General features: G+C 64.9%; 19 protein-coding genes. 9 read left to right on the plus strand and 10 right to left on the minus strand.

All coding sequences use genetic code 11. The features are described 5' to 3' along the window. Positions 1-549 (minus strand): FimV family protein (locus KO539_RS18825; protein ID WP_374106456.1); only part of this gene is annotated, 549 nt, incomplete at its 3' end. A gap of 172 nt (positions 550-721) precedes the next feature. Here KO539_RS18825 and fumC point away from each other — a divergent pair. The 3 genes from fumC to KO539_RS18840 all read left to right on the plus strand — a co-directional run bounded on the left by fumC (position 722) and on the right by KO539_RS18840 (position 2,827). Continuing rightward, the gene (gene fumC / locus KO539_RS18830) at positions 722-2,116 is read left to right on the plus strand and encodes a class II fumarate hydratase (RefSeq protein ID WP_219310914.1); all 1,395 of its coding nucleotides are present in this window, start codon (positions 722-724) and stop codon (positions 2,114-2,116) included. A gap of 95 nt (positions 2,117-2,211) precedes the next feature. After that, positions 2,212-2,433, plus strand: coding sequence for an RNA-binding S4 domain-containing protein (locus tag KO539_RS18835; RefSeq protein ID WP_035825476.1), 222 nt, complete (start codon positions 2,212-2,214; stop codon positions 2,431-2,433). A gap of 109 nt (positions 2,434-2,542) precedes the next feature. After that, the gene (locus tag KO539_RS18840; protein WP_035825472.1) at positions 2,543-2,827 is read left to right on the plus strand and encodes a hypothetical protein; all 285 of its coding nucleotides are present in this window, start codon (positions 2,543-2,545) and stop codon (positions 2,825-2,827) included. 3 nt (positions 2,828-2,830) lie between these two features. Here KO539_RS18840 and KO539_RS18845 read toward each other — a convergent pair whose 3' ends face one another. The 9 genes from KO539_RS18845 to KO539_RS18885 form a co-directional block, all read right to left on the minus strand. Continuing rightward, the gene (locus KO539_RS18845) at positions 2,831-4,453 is read right to left on the minus strand and encodes a DUF692 family multinuclear iron-containing protein (RefSeq protein ID WP_219310915.1); all 1,623 of its coding nucleotides are present in this window, start codon (positions 4,451-4,453) and stop codon (positions 2,831-2,833) included. A 17-nt stretch (positions 4,454-4,470) separates the two neighbouring features. Next, on the minus strand, positions 4,471-4,773 hold the full coding sequence (locus tag KO539_RS18850) for a DUF2282 domain-containing protein (protein WP_077400619.1): 303 nt from the start codon (positions 4,771-4,773) through the stop codon (positions 4,471-4,473). Between the two features lie 272 nt (positions 4,774-5,045). Further along, positions 5,046-5,246, minus strand: coding sequence for a YjfB family protein (locus KO539_RS18855; protein ID WP_034781856.1), 201 nt, complete (start codon positions 5,244-5,246; stop codon positions 5,046-5,048). 57 nt (positions 5,247-5,303) lie between these two features. Further along, on the minus strand, positions 5,304-5,840 hold the full coding sequence (gene mobB / locus KO539_RS18860; protein WP_176390481.1) for a molybdopterin-guanine dinucleotide biosynthesis protein B: 537 nt from the start codon (positions 5,838-5,840) through the stop codon (positions 5,304-5,306). A 94-nt stretch (positions 5,841-5,934) separates the two neighbouring features. Then, a complete protein-coding gene (locus tag KO539_RS18865; RefSeq protein ID WP_219310916.1) occupies positions 5,935-7,386 on the minus strand; it encodes an alkaline phosphatase family protein in 1,452 nt (483 codons plus the stop codon). Positions 7,387-7,486: 100 nt separating this feature from the next. Next, a complete protein-coding gene (locus tag KO539_RS18870) occupies positions 7,487-8,182 on the minus strand; it encodes a general secretion pathway protein GspB (RefSeq protein WP_219310917.1) in 696 nt (231 codons plus the stop codon). Position 8,183: 1 nt separating this feature from the next. Beyond that, complete coding sequence (locus KO539_RS18875; RefSeq protein ID WP_219310918.1) at positions 8,184-9,809, minus strand: ExeA family protein; 1,626 nt, start codon at positions 9,807-9,809, stop codon at positions 8,184-8,186. A 51-nt stretch (positions 9,810-9,860) separates the two neighbouring features. Then, the gene (locus KO539_RS18880; RefSeq protein WP_219310919.1) at positions 9,861-10,385 is read right to left on the minus strand and encodes a hypothetical protein; all 525 of its coding nucleotides are present in this window, start codon (positions 10,383-10,385) and stop codon (positions 9,861-9,863) included. A 230-nt stretch (positions 10,386-10,615) separates the two neighbouring features. Continuing rightward, complete coding sequence (locus KO539_RS18885) at positions 10,616-10,903, minus strand: hypothetical protein (protein WP_035825453.1); 288 nt, start codon at positions 10,901-10,903, stop codon at positions 10,616-10,618. Positions 10,904-11,250: 347 nt separating this feature from the next. Between KO539_RS18885 and KO539_RS18890 the strand changes: the two genes are divergently transcribed. The 6 genes from KO539_RS18890 (at position 11,251) to KO539_RS18915 (ending at position 17,251) form a co-directional block, all read left to right on the plus strand. Further along, positions 11,251-12,123, plus strand: a complete 873-nt coding sequence (locus KO539_RS18890) for a BadF/BadG/BcrA/BcrD ATPase family protein (protein ID WP_219310920.1) — start codon at positions 11,251-11,253, stop codon at positions 12,121-12,123. Positions 12,124-12,125: 2 nt separating this feature from the next. Beyond that, positions 12,126-12,860 carry a GntR family transcriptional regulator gene (locus tag KO539_RS18895; RefSeq protein WP_046685618.1) on the plus strand — a complete coding sequence of 245 codons (735 nt, stop codon included), beginning with the start codon at positions 12,126-12,128 and terminating at the stop codon, positions 12,858-12,860. After that, a complete protein-coding gene (gene nagA, locus KO539_RS18900; RefSeq protein WP_219310921.1) occupies positions 12,857-13,969 on the plus strand; it encodes an N-acetylglucosamine-6-phosphate deacetylase in 1,113 nt (370 codons plus the stop codon). The genes KO539_RS18895 and nagA overlap by 4 nt, the downstream gene beginning before the upstream one ends. Next, on the plus strand, positions 13,959-14,972 hold the full coding sequence (locus KO539_RS18905; protein WP_035825448.1) for an SIS domain-containing protein: 1,014 nt from the start codon (positions 13,959-13,961) through the stop codon (positions 14,970-14,972). Before nagA ends, KO539_RS18905 begins: the two co-directional genes overlap by 11 nt. 142 nt (positions 14,973-15,114) lie before the next feature. Further along, positions 15,115-16,374 carry an ABC transporter substrate-binding protein gene (locus KO539_RS18910; RefSeq protein ID WP_219310922.1) on the plus strand — a complete coding sequence of 420 codons (1,260 nt, stop codon included), beginning with the start codon at positions 15,115-15,117 and terminating at the stop codon, positions 16,372-16,374. Between the two features lie 7 nt (positions 16,375-16,381). After that, entirely contained in the window at positions 16,382-17,251 is an 870-nt protein-coding gene (locus KO539_RS18915) for a carbohydrate ABC transporter permease (protein ID WP_219310923.1), read from the plus strand. The last annotated feature ends 12 nt before the right edge of the window (positions 17,252-17,263 follow it).

A 17,263-nucleotide genomic window follows, 5' to 3' on the forward strand; every position in this document is an offset into this window, starting at 1 on the left:
CACCAGACCCTCGGCCCGCGCGCGGGCCGCCAGCGCGGCGGCATCGGGCGATGGCGCGCCGGTCACCGCGCGTGGCAACGGCGCGGGGACAGGCATGGATACCGGAACGGCGGGCCTGGCTGGCGCACTGACGGCAGCGGCAGCAGGCGGCGCCGGCGTCAGCCACACGGTGCCCAGGCGCACGACGGCGCCATTGCCATTACCCAGCAATAAATACAGATGCACGTGACCCGCCTGGATCGCTTGCCGCGTTGTCACGCGCACATAATGGCGTCCACCGCGCTCCAGCGGGCTGATCGTCAATCCCTGCAGGGCCGGATCCATGCCGATGCCGCCACCGCGGTACACATCGGGCGAAGCCAGGCGCACGGCCACGCCCTTGGCCTCCTCGGGCGCCAGGGCCGTCAGTTCGATCTCGGCCAGCAAGGGCTGGCCCACGTGCGACAGCACGGCCATCTCGCCCAGTTCGGCCGCCATGACGGGCGGCAAGGCCAGGCTGGCGGCGGCGCACGCGATCAGGGACCAACGGGGAATAATGCTGCTGTGCATGGACTGATCGCTTTGATAACAGGATAAATAATGGGGACTCGCCTGTCTTTAACGGCAGGAAATCGCAAATATATAGATGGGCCACGGCAAAAATGATGCAATACAGCATCATCCTGTGCCTTTTTGACGCCTGGAGTACACTCGATCCACCTCTATCGATGAAAGGGATGTCATGAGTAGCAGAATCGAACGCGACAGTTTCGGCCCGATCGACGTACCCGCCGACCGGCTGTGGGGAGCGCAAACGCAGCGCTCGCTTGAGCACTTCCATATCTCCACGGAAAAGATGCCGCCCGAACTGATCGCCGCCCTGGCCACCGTCAAGCGCGCGGCCGCCCACGTCAACCTGGACTTGGGATTACTAGATGGCAAGAAAGCCGTGGCCATCACGCAGGCAGCCGACGAAGTGCTGGCCGGCAAGCATGATGCAGAATTCCCGCTGGCCGTCTGGCAGACGGGCTCGGGCACGCAAAGCAATATGAACATGAATGAAGTGCTGGCCAACCGCGGCTCCGAGCTGATCGGCGGCTTGCGCGGTGCCGAGCGCCTGCTGCATCCGAACGACGACGTCAACCTGGGCCAGTCCTCGAACGATATCTTTCCCACCGCCATACACGTGGCGGCCGCCCTGGCCGTCGCCAACACGGTCTTGCCGCCGCTGCGCCAGCTGCGCGCCACCCTGGACGCGAAAGCGACGGAATTTGCCGACATCGTCAAGATCGGCCGCACGCACTTGCAGGATGCGACGCCGCTGACCCTGGGCCAGGAATTCTCGGGCTACGTGGCGCAGCTGGACTTTGCCGAGCACATCATCGCGGCCTCGTTGCCGCCGCTGCTGCAACTGGCCGCCGGCGGCACGGCTGTCGGCACGGGCTTGAATGCCCACGTGGAATTTGCCGGCCGTATCGCGCAAGAACTGGCGCGCCTGACGGGTCAGCCGTTCGAGACGGCCAGCAACAAGTTTGCGGCCCTGGCCGCCCACGATGCCTTGGTCGCCGCCCATGGCGCGCTGAAAACCCTGGCCACGGCCCTGATGAAAATAGCCAACGACGTGCGCTGGATGGCCTCCGGCCCCCGTTCCGGCCTCGGTGAAATCACGATACCGGAAAACGAGCCGGGCAGCTCCATCATGCCGGGCAAGGTCAATCCTACCCAGTGCGAAGCGCTGACCATGCTGTGCTGCCAGGTGTTCGGCAACGACGTCGCCATCACGGTGGGCGGCGCCTCGGGCAATTTCGAGCTGAACGTCTTCAAGCCCTTGATTGCGCACAACTTCCTGCAAAGCGCGCGCCTGCTGGGCGACGGCATGCGCAGCTTCGACGAGCATTGCGCCCACGGCATCGAACCGAACCGTGCACGCATCGCCGACCTGATGGAGCGTTCCTTGATGCTGGTCACGGCGCTGGCGCCGCACATCGGCTACGACAAGGCAGCGCAAATCGCCAAGCAGGCCCAGCATGAAGGCACGACCTTGAAGGAAGCGGCGCTGGCCCTGGGCTTTGTGACGGAAGAGCAATTCGGTGCGTGGATCGTGCCCCTGGAGATGACGCGGCCCAACAAAAGCTGACTTCCACCCTGCATTGCTGGCGGCTTCAGGTAAACTATGAGTTAGTTGAGGTCGTCATCAAGTGTTGAAAACACATCATTGCAATAAGGGATACAATGCAAAAAGTAAGCTTTGATTTAACATCCGAGTTCGTCGAGCTGAACCAGCTGTTGAAGCTGGTCGGCCTGTGCGACAGCGGTGGCGCAGGCAAGGTCATGGTCGATAGCGGCGTGGTGAAGGTCGATGGCAAGAAGGAATTGCGCAAGACCGCCAAGATCCGGGCCGGCCAGGTCGTCAGCGTGGGCGATATCCGTATCACGGTCGTCGCTCCCGTGTGACGCCGGCATGGGGTGCGAAAGCGGCCCCATGCGTCCAGCTGGCTGCCTGGATCAAGCTGCAAACACGTCGTTATTGTCAGATAAATATCGATTGCAGAAGGGGAGCGCCATGGACCAGCCCGAACAAGGTACGCGCAGCCAGGAACGCCTGATCGGCGACTTGCGCCAGGTAATAGAAAACGCGGAAGAATTGCTGCGTAACACAGACAAATACACCAGCAGCCTGTACCAGAGCGCGCGCGCCAGGCTGGAACTGGCCCTCGTCGCGGCCACGGCCGAGCTGGCCCGCTTTGAAGAAGAGCAAGTTACGCGCATGATGGACGCCACCCTGGCAGCGAATGCCCTGTACCGTGATCAGACGGGCGAAGCACGCCTGCTGCGGGCCTTCGAATAACCGTCAGGTTGTCAACACCGCGTGCGCCAGCCACTGGCGCAAGTGGGCGGCCAGGTCGAATGCCGGGTCCAGCTCGAACGCCGCATCGAGCGCGGCGCCAAACGTCTGGCCCTGCTGCAACATGACCAAGGCCGCATGCGCGGCCACATCCACTACCAGCACCTGCGCCTTCCAGCGCGTCCGGCATACGAGCGCCCAGCTGGCCACCTGCAACTCCTGCGGAAACTTCCCCTGCCCCTCACCTTCCTGATGCGCCTGCCACAGGGCCGCCACTTGCCAGCTGGACGCCAGCAAGGCGCAAGCGGGATGCAAGCGGAAACGCCGCGCTTCCAGTTGATCGGGATGCAGGGCGGCCAGCGACTCGGGCGCCAGGCCCTGCGCATCGGCCGCGTAATGGGCCAGGTGCACGGCCCATTCCAGGCGCGCCATGTCCGGCAGGTAGGGCAAGGTGGCCACATGCGGGAAACTGGCCAGAAAATCGGCGAAACGGGCGCCAAACTCATTCAAGTCGGCGCTATCGGACGGGTACTGGCGGCCATACGCGCGCGCCAGGCCAGCAAAGAATGCCTCGCCCACCAGCGCCAGCACGACGGGATAGGCGTGGCCCAGGGTGCGGCGCCAGGTGGCGCTCAGGTTGCCGCGGTACAGCGAGAAACGCTGCGGCACGGCTTCTCCCGCGAACGCTGGCAATGCGGCCTCAGCATCCAGCAAGGCTGTAGCAAACGCTTGCTGGCCGGCCGTCAGCGCGTCAAGCGACACGGGCGGCGGCGGGGACGGCAGCACTCTTCCCTGCCATGGCGTTTGCGGCGCATGGCGCGCCAGCATGGCTTGCGCCTTGTCTGCCTCGTCCAGCAGGATATCGAGGGCGGGCAAGTCCGTATCCCATTCGATCAGGGTGGGCATGGCGCCAAAGCGCAGCAAGGCGGCCGCATACAAATCCCAGACGGGATCGGCCACGGCGGCGCCATGATGGTCGATCACGGCATGCGGCGTCAGCAGATGGCCGCCCAGGTGCAGCTCGCCCACGCTGCCCGGCGCAATGGACTGCATGGCCGCCAAAGCGTCTTCGCCGTGGTTGCACTGGTTCACATACAGGTTATTGATATCGAGCAGCAGGCCGCAACCGCTGCGGCGCGCCAGCTCCACCAGGAATTGCGCCTCGCTCATGGCATCGTCGGCAAAACGCAGGCAAGTGGAGACATTCTCCAGCAAGATCGGTCTTTTCAGCACATCCTGCACCCGCCCCACTCGTGCGCATAGTAAATCGAGGGCGGCGCCATTCAAGGCCAGCGGCAACAGATCATTGAGTTGCTGCTGCGCCACGGCGCCCCAGCTCAGGTGTTCCGACACGAGGGCCGGTTCGATGCGCTCGACCACGGCGCGCACGCGCTGCAAATGGGCTTCGGAAAAGCCCCGCGCGGAACCCAGGCCCAGCCCTACGCCATGCAGGCTGATCGGGTAATCCTGGCGCAAGGCTTGCAGCACATGATTATCCCAGCCCGACGGCTGCAGATAGTTTTCAGTGTGCACTTCCAGCCAGCCGACCTTGGGCCGGCGCGCCAGGAAGTCGCGGTAATGCGCGGCGCGCAGGCCGACACCGGCAAACGCCTGGATGCGCGGCGGCATGGGCAGGCGGCGAACGCTTAGGGCTGCGTGGCCGGTTTGGCAGCCTTGCCGGCCTTGATGGGCTTGACGGAGCCGCCCGCCTGTTCGCACGTGCCCTTGGCAACATAAGTCCATTCGGTCGGCAGGTTGTCCGCCTCCGCCTGGCCCGCGCAGGAATGCGCGCCATCGGACGAGGCGCAATCGTTCTGCCCTGCCTTGGCCACGCCATAGCATTTTTCCTTGTCGCCAGGAGCGGGGCCATCGTGCGCGGCCGCGTTGAGGGTGGTGCCGGCACAGATGCCCGCGAGGGCGGCGGCGATGAGAGCTTGACGTTTGTTCATGGAAAATCCTCTTGCATGGGTCAAAGTAATCGATAAGTAATCGATAAGTAATCGCGGCAAATCACGGCACGCCCCGGGCTGCACGATGGGCAACATGGGGTGATGGACGTCATTCTACTGAATCGGCCGCGCCATGGCGAACCATCTTCAATCAGTCAATTTTATAGAGGGGGAAAGCGGAAAGACAGACAAAAACGCCCACTCGCCACCGTTGATGACGGTGGTGTGGGCGTAGATAGAGCGGGCGCCAGGCTGGCGCCGCGGGACTGCGCTCAGGCGGTCGTGTTGATGCGGTTACCGAGGTGAGCCGGCAGGCTAGGCGCCGACTGTACCGGTGGCAACGCTGCCAGCAAGGCCGTGGCGGTCGAGCTTTGGATATCCTGGGCTTTTTTCAGGACAGTCAAGCCGACGGCTTGCCGCGTGCCTGTCTCCGCCATCGTGGTTGACAGTTGAGCAATGCTTCCGACGTCCATACGTTTCTCCAATGAGGTTCTACCAGTATTAACGGATGGCCGCGGCAAACCTTTAGCTTATTTTTCCAGCTTATTTTCCAACTGCAGCAGCAGCCAGGCCAGCACGTGCTCGCGCGCATTCAAGTCCAGCCATTCTACGCCTTCGCGCAAGTCGGCCGGCGCCGGGCTGTCGGAGGCCACGGCGATCACATGCGGGTCGTGCGGATACAGGGGCGCCTGTCCCACTTCCGGACGAAACACTTCCAGCTTGGGAATGGGATCCGTCTTGAAACCTTCGACCAGGGTCAGGTCTGCCGGCCCCATGCGGGACAATTGCTGCGCCAGGCTCGGCTCGGGCGCGCCGCGCAGCTCATGCACGATGGCAAAACGGTACGGCGACGCCACCAGCACTTCCGCCGCCCCGGCCAGGCGCAGGCGGGCGCTGTCTTTTTGCGGCGGTTCCAGCGCCAGATCATGGTGGCTGTGCTTGACCAGGTTGACGCGCAAGCCGCGCGCCGCCAGTTCCTTCACCACAAATTCCAGCAGGGTCGTCTTGCCGCTACCGGAACGGCCGATCACACCGAGTACCGGGTGTGCGGGCATCGCATCGTGCATGGTCACTCCTTGATTGAGAAGGAATGATTATACGCAGCCCCACGGGCGCGACCGCCTGGCGCAGCGCAGCGCATTGCCCAGCGCATCGCCCAAGTCAAGCGCCGCCAGGTTTTCCACCATTCTTCGCGCCGGCGGACACCTGCCGCCGGCGCCTGCCTGTGGACTTCGGCGCTGTCGTTCCCGCGGTTTTACTATTCACCGCCTGCGCATTCCTGGCCGTGCGCGCCAATTGCCGGTGGGCGGCGATCGCGCCCGCCTCGGCATCGGACTGGAACGGTACGGTGGCGGCGGTGGCCAGCACGCCATCGGGCGGGCAAGCGGGCGCCAGCGAAGTAAAATCCTGCGCCCGCACCTCCGCCTCCCATGCTGCCCGCTGCGCCAGCACAGCAGCGGGCACGGCAGGCGCGGCGCGCGCTTGCGCCAGGGTCAGCACGGCGCCAAGGCCGCTGGCGGCCGCCACGCGCGCGCCCATCTGGGGCAAGGCGCCATCGGCGGCGCGGCAAAAGCGCTGCAAAATGGTTTTGATGATCGACGTGTGGTCGACCACCTCGTGGCTGACGCTGCCCGGCGCGATCAGCGGCGACACGAGCAGCATGGGCACACGCACGCCGTAGCGGCGAAACGCGGGGTCGTCATCGATGGCGGGGCCCGGCGGCACATGGTCGAAAAAGCCGCCGTGCTCGTCATAGCTGAGGATGAACAAGGTGCGCGCCCAGGCCGGTCCGCGCGACAGGGCCTGGTAGACCTGCGCCACCAGCGCCTGGCCGGCGCGGATATCGGCCGGCGGGTGGTCGTCATTGTCAAAGAAATGCGGATCGATCCAGCTGACGGAGGGCAAGGTGCCCGCCAGCGCATCGCCGATGAAGCCATAGCGGCGGGCGCTGGAGCCGAACGGCTCGTACATTTCCGACGAACGGTAATGGTCGTCCGTCAGCGCCAGGCTCCAGGGCTTCCAGGCGGAATAGAATTTCCAGCTGACCTGGGCACGCTCGAGGTGGCGCACGAAGGACTTGTTCGCATACAGGGGCACGCGCTTGCTGTCGTGGCTGCCGGCCGCCTTGCCGCTGATGGCATACAGGCGGTTGGGCCAGGTGGCGCCCGGCACGGAGCTGTAGCAGCGGTCGCAGACGCAGAACTCCCGCGCCAGGAAATCGTACATGGGCAAGTCTGCCCCATTGTAGTAACCCATCACCAGATCGATGTCGGGGTCGCCCGGATGCGTTTGCGCATAGTCGTCGACAAAGCCGCCATTATTGTTTTGCAATTGCTGCGCCACCGACATGCCCGTATGCGACGGGTCTTGCTGCGGGCCAAAGGCCGTGCGCCGCAAATGGTGCACGGGGTAGCTGACGCCCGCATGCACGTTGGCATGGCTGGCCTGCAAGCCATCGATATCGGCGCGCCCGCCTTCCAGGCTCAGGTAGCCGAGCATGTGGTCAAACGAGCGGTTTTCCATCATCAGCACGACGATGTGGTCGATGCGCGCCAGGTTTCCAGGCACACCCACATCAAGCACACCCTCACCAGCAGCTGCGGCAGCAATCATCGGACCTCCCCGGCCGCGCACACGGTCGCAGCGACCCTGGTTCGACCAGGCCTGGCCAGTATGGTTCAGCTATGGCGGCCCGGCCTTGATGCACAACAACTCAATACGGCACGCGGTAGCGGTAGCCCTTGAAACTGAAGATGGCCGCCTTCGGCTGCAACTTTTCCAGCACAAGTCCCGGCGCCAGCTCCTCGCCTTCGTGGCGCAGTACCTTGTCGATCAGCAGCAGGCGGTCGGCCGGATTCTTCGAATAGATATAGCCACCGATGGCGACCGCAGGGATTTGCCGCTGTATCGGCTCGGGCAAGTCGCGCATGCCGGGCACGGTCTCTTCGGCAGCAGGCGCAGGCACGGCAGGCGCAGGAGCGGGGACAGACGGCGCGGCCTGGCCGGGCGACTCCTGCTTTGGTTCCGCCACAGGCCTGGCATGGTGCACGGGCGCGGCGGTGGCCGCCGGCGGCACGGGCGTGACTTGCGCAACGGGAACCGGCGCAGGCGCGGGGGTCGCCGGTGGCGCAGCTACCGGCATCGGCGCGGGCACAGCCTGGGCCAGCACAGTAGGGACGACAGCAACGGCCGCCGGTGCGGTGGCTGCTGCCTGCCAAGGCTGCCATAGCAGCATTGCGGCAGCCACGGCTACGGCAACGCCACCCAGCGCCAGCCAGACAGGCGCGCGCCGCGACGCGCCGGACGCGGCGGCATCATGCAGCTGCACTTGCGGTGCGTGGATCGACGGCAACTCGCCCAGCTGGCGCTCGGCTTGCGATTTTTTCAGTGCTTCTAGTATGTAGGACATCTTATTTCCCCGCCACCATCGCCGTCGCAGCGGACGCCGCCACGGCAGGAGCTGCGCTGCTCAGGCGCGGCTCCGAATTGTCACCCAGCTGCATCAGGCGTATATACGTTTTCGGACCCGCCAGGCCATCTGCCCGCAGGTTCTGGCTTTGCTGGAAAGCCCGCAGCTGGCCCTGCATCTCGGCGTCGAGCGGCAGATTGGCGGCCGGCACAGGCAAGCCCCGCTGCTGCGCCAGGCGCTGCGCCAGCCAGTCCACGTCGGCGCCGCGGGCGCCCAGCGGCACCTCGTCGCGCCAGCTGCGCGGGGCGCGCCAGAAGGTCGTGAAAGCGCCATCGCTGCGCTGCGCCAGCTGGACCAGCGGCACACTTTGCTGCTTACCATCGAGCATCAAGGTGGCCGTCTCGTCCTGCAAGCGCGTCAGCAGCGCCAGCTGTTCCCTGCCCTCCCCGTCGCGCAAGGCCAGCAGGGCGGGACGGTCCAGCACGCGCAGCTCGGCGATACCGCCACGGCTGTGCAGGCAGCGCAGGCCGGCGCGCGCGCCCGCCTGGCAAGCGTCGCCGGCCGGCAACTGCTCGCCCCACAGGCTGGCCAGCTGGCGCAGCATGGCGTTGCGGTCCGGCACGCTGGCGGGCGCAGGAACACTTGCCGCAGCGGGCGCTGCCGGCGCCACCACGGCAGGTGCTGTCGCCACGGCCACTGTGGCAGGCGCATGCGGCATGAAATGCCAGGCCAGCGCAGCCGTGACCACGGCGCCGGCCAGCACGCCACCGGCCACGTGCGGCCAGCGCAGACCCCGTCCGGCAGCCGGCTTGCCCTCTTCCGCAAACACTTCCTCGGCGGCACGGCGCAGGATCTGGCGCGTCACTTGCGGCTGGTTTTCCACGTAGGCGCCCAGCAGCGCGCGGTCGCACAGCAGGTTGATGCGGCGCGGCACGCCGTGGCTCATGGCGTGAATTTGCGCCATCAAACGGGGCGCGAACGGCGTCTGCGCCGTGCTGCCCGCCACGGCCAGGCGGTGACGGATATAGCTGGCCGTCTCGTCCGCCGTCAGCGAACCGAGGTGATAGCGGGCGATCACGCGCTGCGCCAGCTGCTCCAGTTCCGGCCGGGCCAGCATGGCGCGCAATTCCGGCTGGCCGATGAGGATGATCTGCAGCAGCTTGCGCTCGCTCGTCTCCAGATTCGTCAGCAAGCGCAATTGTTCGAGTACGGCGGCGGACAGGTTTTGCGCTTCGTCAATGATCAGCACATTGTTCTTGCCCTGTGCATGGCTGGCCAGCAGGTGCGCGTTGATGGCGTCGACATAGCCTTTCACGCTGGACACGCCGGGCGCCGGGGCGATGCGGAATTCCTCGCAGATCGACAGCAGCAATTCCTCGACGGACAGTTTCGGATTGAAGATATACGCGAGCTGGCAGTTTTCCGGAATCTGCTCCATGAAGCAGCGGCACACGGTGGTCTTGCCGGCGCCGATTTCTCCCGTCAGCAGCACGAAGCCGCCGCCGCTGCCCACGCCATACAGCAGGTGCGCCAGCGCTTCGCGGTGGCGTTCGCTCATGAACAGGTAGCGCGGATCGGGGGCGATCGAAAACGGCGATTGCTTGAGCTGGAAATAATGCGTGTACATGGAGACCCTGCGGATGAAACGATCAAAATGCGCGGCGGCGAGCCGAACCCCTCAGCGGGTGCGGGCGGGCGGCAACGGCTTGTATTTAGCGCAATACACTTTCGCCTTGCTACGGAAGTAGACGATTTTACTGCCAGGCACGGAACCACGGACAGGAAAGGCGGAATTGTCGAGTTTATTGAAACGCAGGCCCGAGACGCCGCGGATGGCCGGTTCCAGCTTTTCCGGCGTCGCGTCCGCCACCACGCCCATGAAGACGAGGGGACTGGTGTCGTCGCTGACGATGACGTCGGTAATCGGCGCGCCCCACAAGGTGGCGTCCGTGCGGAACCAGTAGGCGCCCCCTTCATGCTTGTAGGCGGGACCGAAAGCCGTCAGCAGATAGGCATAGAAGGCCTTGTTGTCGATCTGGTCGATGCACAGCACGGCATTGCCCACCACTTGCCCGAACGTGGACGGCGGCGGCTTTTGCTGCGCCAGCACCCCGGACACGGGCACGCCAGTGGCCAGCAGGGCGAACGCCGCCAGCAGGGCCGGCGCACGCCACGGGCGCGTCAAGCAACGGCGCAGACGCATGATCAGCGCTTGCGCTCTTCTTTCTTGACCTTCTTGGCTTCCTTCTTTTCCTTCATGCTCTTGGCCGGTTCCTTCTTGGCTTCCTTCTTGCTGTCCTGTGCCTTGCTCATTATCTACTCCATACCTGGGCGAAAATGCCTGGGCCATTATGACACTCCCCCATGAAAATGCCAGCCGAAAAGCAAAACGGCCGCACAAGGCGGCCGTTCCAGTCACACGTCAGCGCACACTCAGTGCAGGCACAGGCGGCGGCGCGTCTTTTCGATCAGCTCCGCATCGTAGGGATGCAGGTTCTCGATAAAGAACAATTCCGTTTCGGCCTCGTCTTCCAGGCACATTTCGATCATGACCGGGCCATCGCTTTCGCGGCCCAGGAAATCCTTCGGCCAGCGGTTCTTGCGGTGCGTGCGCATCATTTCCATGCCCAGCTTAGCCAGCGGCGCCGACACGCCGGCGGCCAGCGCCTCTTGCTGCCAGTCGTCCCAGTACTCGCTCTTTGCTGCCTTGTCGTTCATCATGCTCTTCCAACTCAGGTGTAAAAGGCGGACTTTACTCTTCATGGCGTCCCTTGCCAAGCATGCACACAAGCAACACCACAGCGCGCGGCGCAGACCAGTGCTAAAAAATTGGCATTAAACAAGGCCAATTTCAATACCATTCACGATATACAAAAATTCCTTTACTAACAATGACTTGCAATCACACCCTCGGGCAGGCCGTGTCAAGCGCCACACTATTTTACAATACCACTTAAATACCTCTTGACTAGCCATCGGGGCAACAATATAGTGCCTTCAGCTTTTCGCCGCCCGACAAATAAAAGAACCGAGACAGGCGCATTCAACCAAACGCGGGACTGCACAACATGATCGAATACATAATCGGCGTCGACGGCGGGGGCAGCGGAACCCGCGTACGCCTGGCGCGCCTCAATGGCGAGGAACTGGCGCAGGGACAAAGCGGTCCATCCGGCCTGGGACTGGGCATCGAACGGGCCTGGACCTCCGTGGCGCACGCCGTCACCCTGGCCTTCCGCGCGGCCGGACTGGAACAGCCATCGTTGCAGCGCATGGCCATCGGCCTGGGCCTGGCCGGCGTGCACAACAAGCAGTGGGCCGCCAGCTTCGTCGAACACAATCCCGGCTATGCCTTGGTGGCGCTCGAATCGGACGCCCTGACCACCCTGCTGGGCGCGCACGCGGGCCAGCCGGGCGCCATCGTGGCCATCGGCACGGGCAGCGTGGGCGAAGTGCTGCACGCGGACGGCAGCAGCCATGAAGTGGGCGGCTGGGGCTTCCCCTCGGGCGACGAGGCGGGCGGCGCCTGGATCGGCATGCGCGCCATCAACCACGCGCAGCAAGTGGTTGACGGGCGCGTGCCCGGCAGCGCCTTCGCCACGGCCATCATCGATGCCTGCGGCGGCCAGCGCGACGCCATGCAAGTGTGGCTCGCGGCCGCCAGCCAGACCAATTTCGCGCAACTGGCGCGCCTGGTGCTCGAACACGCGGCCAGCAATGTCGTGGCGCGCACCATCCTGGTCGACGCGGGCCAGCAGATCGCGCTGATCGCCAGGGCGCTCGACCCGGCCGGCGCCTTGCCTGTGGCCCTGTGCGGCGGCCTGGCGGCGCCCTTGTCGGCCTACCTGCCGGCGGAACTATTGAAACTGGTCGTGCCGGCACAGGGCGACTCGGCCGCAGGCGGTCTGCGCCTGATACGCAAGTACTTGCAGGAGCAATGACCATGCTGGCCAAACTGTCCACCTTCAAACCCAATCCGGCCAGCGACACGCCGCTCTACATGCAACTGGCGAACATGCTATCGGACGGCATCGCCAGCGGCGACTGGCGCGCCAACCAGGCCTTGCCTTCCGAGCGCGTGCTGTCGGACATCCTGGAAATCTCGCGCGTCACGGCGCGCAAGGCCATCGACATGCTGTGCGACCGGGGCATGCTGACGCGCAAGCGCGGCTCGGGCACCTACATCACGCCCAAGCTGGAACAGCCGCTGTCGCGCCTGACGAGCTTTTCGGAAGAATTGCGCCAGCGGGGCTTTACGGCCGGCTCGCGCTGGCTGCAGCGCGATATCGGCTCGGCCGCGCCGCTGGAACTGCTGTCGCTGGGCCTGTCGCCGCACATGCCGGTGGCGCGCTTGCGCCGCCTGCGCACGGCCGACGAAGTGGTGATGGCGATCGAAACGACCACCATCCCCGCGCTGTACATGCCGGACCCGCAGCAGGTGACCGATTCGCTGTACGGCTACCTGGAGTCGCGCGGCACCATCCCGATGCGCGCGCTGCAGCATATCCGCGCCGTCAACGCCACGGCGGAACAGGCCAAGCTGGCCAATATCAAGACGGGTGAAGCCATGCTGCACATCACCCGTGTCAGTTATCTCGACAACGGCGCAGCGGTGGAACTGACCCACTCGTATTGCCGCAGTGATTATTATGAATTCGTAGCGGAGTCGCGCAGATGAGCAGCACTATCAAAGGCAATATCCTTACCCCCGGCGGCTGGATCCACGGCGCCATCGCCTTCGGCGAGCGCGTCGACAGCATCACGGGCGATTCACTCCACCCGTCGAACAACAGCGACGACTATATTTTGCCCGGCTTTATCGACCTGCACGTGCATGGCGGTGCCGGCAAGGACATCATGGAAGGCGGCGAAGCCGTCTACACCATCGCGGCCATCCATGCGCGCCACGGCACCACCAGCCTCTTGGCCACCACCATGACGGCGCCGCCGGAAGACATCGACATGGCCTTGACGGCCATCGGCATCGCCGCCAACCACCGCCGCCCGAACACGGCGCGCGTGCTGGGCGCCCACCTGGAAGGCCCGTACATCAATTCCGGCAAGCTCGGGGCGCAGCCGAACTACGCGCGCGCCGCCACGCTGGCTGAAATCGAACGCCTGCAAACCCTGGCCAAGCTGCGCGTCATCACCGTGGCGCCGGAAATCGCCGGCCACCTGGACCTGGTGCGTGCCCTGGCCGACGCCGGCGTGCGCGTGCAGATCGGCCATACGCTCGGTTCCTATGAAGACGGCGTGGCCGCGCTGGAACACGGCGCCATGGGCTTTACGCATCTGTTCAACGCCATGAGCGGCCTGCACCACCGCGAGCCGGGCATGGTCGGCGCCGCCCTCGCGCACGCCGAATACGCCGAACTGATTCCCGACCTGCTGCACGTGCATCCGGGCGCCATCAAGGTGGCCCTGCGCGCCATTCCGCGCCTGTACTGCGTCACCGATTCGACCGCCGCCACCGGCATGCCGGACGGCGAATACATGCTGGGCCGCCACGCCGTGCAGAAATGCATGGGCGGCGTGCGCCTGCCCGACGGCACGCTGGCGGGCAGCACCCTGACCCTGGACCAGGCGCTGCGCAACCTGGTGGGACTGGGACTGGACCTGGCCGACGCGTCCAAGCGCGTGTCGACCAACGCCGCCGATTACCTGGGCCTGGAAGAACGAGGCCGGCTGGCCCCCGGTACTTACGCCGATCTGGTGGTACTCGATCGCGATCTCAAACTCAAAGCTGTGTATATAGAAGGAGAAATCTGTGACCTCAATGATGCTTAAAGAAGCCATTTCCGCCGCCGAATGCGTCGCCCTGCAACTGGCCAGCGACACGGAACGCTACGCGGAACTGGGCCGCAAATTGAGGAGCACCTCGTTCTCGACCGCGCTGACCATCGCGCGCGGCAGCTCTGACCACGCCTGCAACTACGTCGCTTACCTGATCATGGCGCGCCTGGGCCGCGTCGTCGCGTCCCTGCCAATGTCGCTGGTGACCCTGAACAAGTCGCCGCTGGTGACGCGCGACACCCTGGCCATCTCGATCTCGCAATCGGGCCAGAGTCCCGACGTGGTCGAACCGATCCGCTACTTCCGCGACGGCGGCGCCACCACCGTGGCCCTCGTCAACGATATCGAGTCGCCGCTGGCGCACGCCGCCGAATGGGCCATGCCCCTGCGCGCGGGCAAGGAACAAAGCGTCGCCGCCACCAAGAGTTTTATTACCAGCCTGGTCGCCGGCGCGCGCATGGTGGCCCAGTGGCAGAATGACCCTGAACTGCAGGCCGGCCTGGAAGCGCTGCCTGAAGCGCTGCTCGAAGCGACCCGCGTCGACTGGTCGCCCGCCATCGACGTGCTGGCCCCGGCCCGCAACATCATGGTCGTGGGACGCGGCATCAGCTTCCCCGTGGCGCTGGAAGCGGCGCTGAAATTCAAGGAAACCTCGGCCCTGCAGGCGGAAGCGTTCAGCGGCGCCGAAATCAAGCACGGTCCGATGGCCCTGATCGAAGACGGCTACCCGCTGCTGATTTTTGCAACGCGCGGCCCGACGCAGGCCGGCCTGCTGCAACTGGCCACAGAGATGCGCGGCCGCGGCGCCAAGGTCTTGCTGGCGGCCCCCGCCGACGTGGCAGAGCGCGACCTGACCCTGCCCGTGGCGGCCACGCCGGACCTCGATCCGATCGTCGCCATCCAGTCCTTCTACGTGATGGCGGCGAAACTGTCGGCCGCGCGCGGCATGGACCCGGATGCGCCGCGTCACCTGAGCAAGGTAACAAAAACAAACTAAGCAATATTTAAGCAGTATCGGCAGCTTCGCCCCCGGCACGGGACGACGCTGCCGTCCGCAGCACCCGAATATAAGCGACGGCAAGGGCATGTACCCGCGCCGCGGACTCATGGACATTGGAGCCTCGCGCTCCAGGATAAAAATGACGATCAAGAGACTGTTGGCGGTTGTTGCCTGCGCGGGCATGCTCGCGCCGCAGGCATGGGCTGCCGAGAAAATCGAATTCTGGACCTTCAGCATGAAGCCCAAGTTCACGCCGTATTTCAATGCGGTGGTGGCGCGCTATGAGGCGCAAAATCCCGGCGTCAAGATCGAATGGATCGATTTTCCATGGGACGTCATCCAGACCAAGCTGGTCACGCGCATCGTGGCCGGCACGCCGCCCGCGCTGGTCAGCCTGAACGTGCCCTGGGCCGACGAATTCGCGCGCGATGGCTTGCTCACACAAGTCGATGGCCTGATCGCGGATGCGCGCGCCAGCTACATTCCCAGCGCCCTGGCGGACTTGCGCTTCAAGGGCGGCACCTACGGTTTTCCCATGTACAGCAATGTCGCGGTGATCGCCTTCAATACCGCCATTTTCAAGCAGGCGGGCCTCACGCGCGGCCCCGCCAGCCTCGATGAACAGCTGGCGTTTGCGCGTCAGATCGCGCAACGCACGGGCAAGGCCGGCATCGCGCCCGCCCTCTCCAAAATCGATGGCCTGTTCATGCAGCAGGGCCTGGGCGTGGTCCAGAACAACCGCGCCGTCTTCAACTCGCCGCAGCACGTGGCGCTGGTGCAAAAGCTGGCCGACACCTATAAAGTGGGCGGCCTACTGAAAGAAAGCCTGTTCGCCGAAGACAATTTCCCCGCCGTGATCGACGCCTACAAGGGCGGCCGCCTGGGCATGCTGCTGGCGCCGCCGACGGCCATGCAGCGCATCCGCGGCGATGCGAAAGACATCTACGCCATCACCGACGTGGCGCCCGCGCCATTGGGCCCCACAGGTATCGCCGATGGCGGCTGGCTGGTGCACTTCGCCATTCCGAAAGGCGTGCCGGCGCGCCAGTTGCCATCGGTCGGCAAGTTCGCGCGCTTCCTGACAAACGACGAAAACCAGCTGGCCTTCGCCAAGCAGGCCAGCGTCTTTCCCACCACCGTGAAAGCGGCGGCCGATCCGTTTTTTCTGTCCACGCCGCAGAACGCGGGCGCGGCTGAAAAGGCGGTGGCCGCCGGCGCGCTGTCGATGAATCACTCGCGCACCCTGTACGTGGCCGGCATCGACGATTACGACGAGTTGCGCCGCTCGCTCGTAAAAGCCGTCGAGGCAGGCGTGACGGGCAAGCAGGACGTGCAGCAGGCGCTGGACCAGGCCGTCGCCATCTGGAACCGCAAGCTGGCCACCCTGCCGCGCCACTGAGGACCCCATGAAACTCGCCCACCGCCATACCGTGCAAGCCTGGCTGTTCCTCGCCCCCGCCCTGCTGCTGCTGGCCGCCTTTTCCTTCTGGCCCGTCGGCTACGGCTCCGTGCTGGCGTTTACCGACTACAGCCTGATACGCGAGACGCGCTTCGTCGGCCTCGACAACTTCCGCTACATCTTCAACAACGAGATGTTCGTCTCGGGCCTGAAAAACTCGCTGATGTTCTTGCTGATGGTGCCCTTCGTGCAGGTGGGCGCCATCACCCTGGCCGTGCTGGTGAACAACCGCCTGCCCGGCATCCGTCTGTTCCGCGCCGCCTTCTACGTGCCCGTGGTGACCACCGTGTCCGTGGTCGGCATCATGTGGGGCTTCATGTTCCACGAACAGGGCGCGCTGAATTACGTGATGATGACCTTAAAACTGGTGAACGCGCCCGTGGGCTGGCTGTCGAACGACAGCCTGGCCCTGTTTGCCGTGATGTTCGTCACCCTGTGGCGCGGCCTGGGCTGGTACATGGTGATGTACCTGGCGGCCCTGCAATCGATTCCGTCGGACATGCAGGAAGCGGCCATGCTCGATGGCGCCAACCGCTGGCAGCGCTTCTGGAAGATCACCGTGCCGATGCTGCGCCCGACCATCATGCTGTGCTCCATCCTGTCCGTGCTGGCGGCCCTCAAGGCGTACCAGGAAGTCGACGTGCTGACCCAGGGCGGGCCGATGAATTCCACCTTCACGGCGCTGTACTACGCGTATGACCAGGGTCTCAAACACTTGAAACTGCCGCGCGCGCTGGCGGCCAGCTTCGTCGTCTCGCTGTTCTGCATCGGCATCGCCCTGCTGTGCCTGCGCTATCTGAAACCGAAGCACCGCTAACCGGGACTGACC

This window comes from Janthinobacterium sp. NKUCC06_STL, from assembly GCF_019345455.1.
In the GTDB taxonomy this organism is placed as follows: domain Bacteria; phylum Pseudomonadota; class Gammaproteobacteria; order Burkholderiales; family Burkholderiaceae_D; genus Janthinobacterium; species Janthinobacterium rivuli.

Coding starts and splice junctions, on each gene's coding strand:
- fumC (WP_219310914.1), top strand. CDS start 722: ATGAGTAGCAGAATCGAACGCGACAGTTTCGGCCCGATCGACGTACCC.
- KO539_RS18835 (WP_035825476.1), top strand. CDS start 2,212: ATGCAAAAAGTAAGCTTTGATTTAACATCCGAGTTCGTCGAGCTGAAC.
- KO539_RS18840 (WP_035825472.1), top strand. CDS start 2,543: ATGGACCAGCCCGAACAAGGTACGCGCAGCCAGGAACGCCTGATCGGC.
- KO539_RS18845 (WP_219310915.1), bottom strand. CDS start 4,453: ATGCCGCCGCGCATCCAGGCGTTTGCCGGTGTCGGCCTGCGCGCCGCG.
- KO539_RS18850 (WP_077400619.1), bottom strand. CDS start 4,773: ATGAACAAACGTCAAGCTCTCATCGCCGCCGCCCTCGCGGGCATCTGT.
- KO539_RS18855 (WP_034781856.1), bottom strand. CDS start 5,246: ATGGACGTCGGAAGCATTGCTCAACTGTCAACCACGATGGCGGAGACA.
- mobB (WP_176390481.1), bottom strand. CDS start 5,840: ATGCACGATGCGATGCCCGCACACCCGGTACTCGGTGTGATCGGCCGT.
- KO539_RS18865 (WP_219310916.1), bottom strand. CDS start 7,386: ATGATTGCTGCCGCAGCTGCTGGTGAGGGTGTGCTTGATGTGGGTGTG.
- KO539_RS18870 (WP_219310917.1), bottom strand. CDS start 8,182: ATGTCCTACATACTAGAAGCACTGAAAAAATCGCAAGCCGAGCGCCAG.
- KO539_RS18875 (WP_219310918.1), bottom strand. CDS start 9,809: ATGTACACGCATTATTTCCAGCTCAAGCAATCGCCGTTTTCGATCGCC.
- KO539_RS18880 (WP_219310919.1), bottom strand. CDS start 10,385: ATGCGTCTGCGCCGTTGCTTGACGCGCCCGTGGCGTGCGCCGGCCCTG.
- KO539_RS18885 (WP_035825453.1), bottom strand. CDS start 10,903: ATGATGAACGACAAGGCAGCAAAGAGCGAGTACTGGGACGACTGGCAG.
- KO539_RS18890 (WP_219310920.1), top strand. CDS start 11,251: ATGATCGAATACATAATCGGCGTCGACGGCGGGGGCAGCGGAACCCGC.
- KO539_RS18895 (WP_046685618.1), top strand. CDS start 12,126: ATGCTGGCCAAACTGTCCACCTTCAAACCCAATCCGGCCAGCGACACG.
- nagA (WP_219310921.1), top strand. CDS start 12,857: ATGAGCAGCACTATCAAAGGCAATATCCTTACCCCCGGCGGCTGGATC.
- KO539_RS18905 (WP_035825448.1), top strand. CDS start 13,959: ATGATGCTTAAAGAAGCCATTTCCGCCGCCGAATGCGTCGCCCTGCAA.
- KO539_RS18910 (WP_219310922.1), top strand. CDS start 15,115: ATGACGATCAAGAGACTGTTGGCGGTTGTTGCCTGCGCGGGCATGCTC.
- KO539_RS18915 (WP_219310923.1), top strand. CDS start 16,382: ATGAAACTCGCCCACCGCCATACCGTGCAAGCCTGGCTGTTCCTCGCC.